This window comes from Devosia sp. (genome assembly GCF_034675085.1).
GTDB lineage: Bacteria > Pseudomonadota > Alphaproteobacteria > Rhizobiales > Devosiaceae > Devosia.
Genome location: NZ_JAUCDN010000425.1, coordinates 1 through 2,215 on the forward strand (window position 1 = coordinate 1; position 2,215 = coordinate 2,215).

General features: G+C 64.7%; 4 protein-coding genes. 3 read left to right on the top strand and 1 reads right to left on the bottom strand.

Annotated elements, in window-relative coordinates; genetic code table 11:
- Nucleotides 1–311: 311 nt before the first annotated feature.
- Nucleotides 312–893 (top strand): 5'-methylthioadenosine/S-adenosylhomocysteine nucleosidase, encoded by a 582-nt coding sequence (locus tag VDP82_RS17270; protein ID WP_323016058.1) that lies wholly within the window; start codon nucleotides 312–314, stop codon nucleotides 891–893.
- Here the strand turns inward: VDP82_RS17270 and VDP82_RS17275 are convergent.
- The gene (locus VDP82_RS17275) at nucleotides 890–1,219 is read right to left on the bottom strand and encodes a hypothetical protein (protein ID WP_323016059.1); all 330 of its coding nucleotides are present in this window, start codon (nucleotides 1,217–1,219) and stop codon (nucleotides 890–892) included. The two genes, VDP82_RS17270 and VDP82_RS17275, sit on opposite strands and share 4 nt — an antisense overlap.
- A 157-nt stretch (nucleotides 1,220–1,376) precedes the next feature.
- On the opposite strand from VDP82_RS17275, the gene VDP82_RS17280 reads away from it, so the two are divergent.
- Together VDP82_RS17280 and VDP82_RS17285 are read left to right on the top strand one after the other, a co-directional pair.
- Complete coding sequence (locus VDP82_RS17280; protein WP_323016060.1) at nucleotides 1,377–1,709, top strand: hypothetical protein; 333 nt, start codon at nucleotides 1,377–1,379, stop codon at nucleotides 1,707–1,709.
- Nucleotides 1,710–1,845: 136 nt separating this feature from the next.
- Nucleotides 1,846–2,215, top strand: a 370-nt coding sequence (locus tag VDP82_RS17285; RefSeq protein ID WP_323016061.1) for a cell wall hydrolase, incomplete at its 3' end; no start/stop codon positions are given.

Below are 2,215 nucleotides of genomic sequence, written 5' to 3' on the forward strand. Positions count from 1 at the left end.
AGGTCACCGCGAACCAGACGGTGAAATTGGTGATGTTGGCGACCAGATTGTTGCCCAGGATCTGGTAAAAGGGATTGCTCATGGCGCTTGGCTCCGGGGCTGGCCAAACTACAGCATGTCTCCCGAAAGTGGGAACCGGTTTCGGGATAAAGACATGCGCTAAAATAAAAGGCTAAGGCTAATGGAGCGAATCTGAAAGATCGCGACGCGCTTTAGAGGTCTGTGCGCGTTCGCTCAAGTAACGAGTGAGCCCGCTGGACGCTGTCGGCAGGCGATTGCCGCGGGAAGGTGTGGCCTGTAGCGTGCCGCCCATGGATATTCTCTACGTCATGGCCGCGCCCGCCGAATATGGACCGCATCTCAAATCCCGCATCGCGCCGCTGATGACCGGCATCGGCCCGGTGGAGGCGGCGGTGACGGTCACGCGGGCGCTGGCCGGCATGCCCGCCCTTCCCCGGCTGGTGGTGTCGCTGGGCTCGGCGGGCTCGCGCGTGCTTGAGCAATGCGAGGTCTATCAGGCACATTCGGTGGCCTATCGGGACATGGACGCCTCGGCGCTCGGCTTTGCCCGGGGCGAGACGCCACTGCTCGACCTGCCCGCCGTGCAGGCTTTGCCCACCGTGCTGGGCCTGCCCACGGCCAGTCTCTCTACCGGCGCCAATGTGGTGTCCGGCGCCGCCTATGACGGCATCGAGGCCGAGATGGTGGACATGGAAACCTTTGCCGTGCTGCGCGCCTGCCAGAGGTTCGGCGTGCCGCTTCTGGCGCTGCGCGGCATTTCCGATGGCGCCGACGCGGTGACCCGGCTGGAAGACTGGACGCAATATCTGCACATCATCGATGAAAGGCTGGCCGCCGCCGTCGATCACATCGAGGCCAACTGGGTCTTCTAGCTCTTGTCCGCCTTCCGGCGGTCGCGGCGGGCGCGGCGCCACACGCTCCAGCGGCGCGTTCCGCGCACGATGGCGTTGTTGACCGGGCCTTGCAGGAACACCAGATCCAGCGCCAGCAACAGCAGGCCCAGCGGCAGCATCCACAGGCCCAGCACCGGCAGGAAGCTGAAAATGCCGCCCAGCACCAGCACTATACCCAAGGGGATGCGGATCAGCCGCGCCTCGGGGCGGCGCAGCCGCGCCAGGAGCCGCGCCCCCGCGTCGGGTATGCGCTGTTGCAGGCGGTCGAACTGCCGGTTGAGGCGCTCGCGGCTCTTATGGGCCATTATGGGTTTCCTTGCTGGGCGTACCGGACATTGTGCATTTGGGAAGGGCTGCGTCACCCGCCAAGAGCAGGTGGCTCACTTTTTTGCCATGAAAGAGGTCGGAACTTCCCGCCCGGCGCCGAGTTGATGGGAGAGTTCAAACCATTTGGAGCGTCCCATGGCCCGTTCAGGCAGGCAGATGATAAAGGCAGCGGAAGATGCGGGGGAAACCGTGTCGGATGCCATTTCCACGCGCATCGAGGCGCTGCAGCGCGAGGTCGGCGCGCTGACCAAGGCCGTTGGCGATTATGGCGGGCAGGAACTCAGCGAGCTTCAGAACAACGCCGCCGCGCTCGCCAGGGACATGCAGCGCCATGGCAAGCACATGGTGCGCCAGGTGGAGCGCGAGGCTCGCGCCGCGACCCGCGCCGTGCAGGAAAATCCGGTGCCCGTGGTGGTGGCGCTGGGCGCCATCGCCCTGATCGCCGCCCTGGTTTTCCGGCGGGACTAACCCCCGCTTCCGGCCCCTCCTTCTTTCCGGGAGGGGCCTTTTCATCCTTTGCTAACCACCCTTTTCAAACCCCCTTTAAGCCTATTGGGGCATTTTCTGTCGGGCTTGCATCGCTGCAACAGCCCGGAGATGCCCCATGTTCAGCCCTCGCAAAATCGTAACGCGCCTGGCGCTTCTGGCCGTCCTCGCCTCCAGCCTGGGCGGGTGCAGCTTTTTGGGGATGAATTTCGGCATGGCCCAGCTCAGCGAGAAGGAATGCATGATGCGGGCGATGTATTTCGAATCCAACCGCTCCAGTTCCGAGGGCATGCTGGCGGTGGGCACGGTGGTGATGAACCGCGTCCACGATCCTCGCTATCCCAATAGCGTCTGCGGCGTGGTGGGGCAGAAAAACCAGTTCGCCCAGGGCGTCCTCACCCGCAAGATGACCGATAGCGGGGCGATCCTGGCGGCGCAGATGTCCGACCGCGTGCTGGCCGGCGCGCGCCATCCCGGCGTCGGCAATG

What these genes read in the sequence shown, in the direction of transcription:
- VDP82_RS17270 (WP_323016058.1), top strand. Translation starts at nt 312, where the DNA reads ATGGATATTCTCTACGTCATGGCCGCGCCCGCCGAATATGGACCGCAT.
- VDP82_RS17275 (WP_323016059.1), bottom strand. Translation starts at nt 1,219, where the DNA reads ATGGCCCATAAGAGCCGCGAGCGCCTCAACCGGCAGTTCGACCGCCTG.
- VDP82_RS17280 (WP_323016060.1), top strand. Translation starts at nt 1,377, where the DNA reads ATGGCCCGTTCAGGCAGGCAGATGATAAAGGCAGCGGAAGATGCGGGG.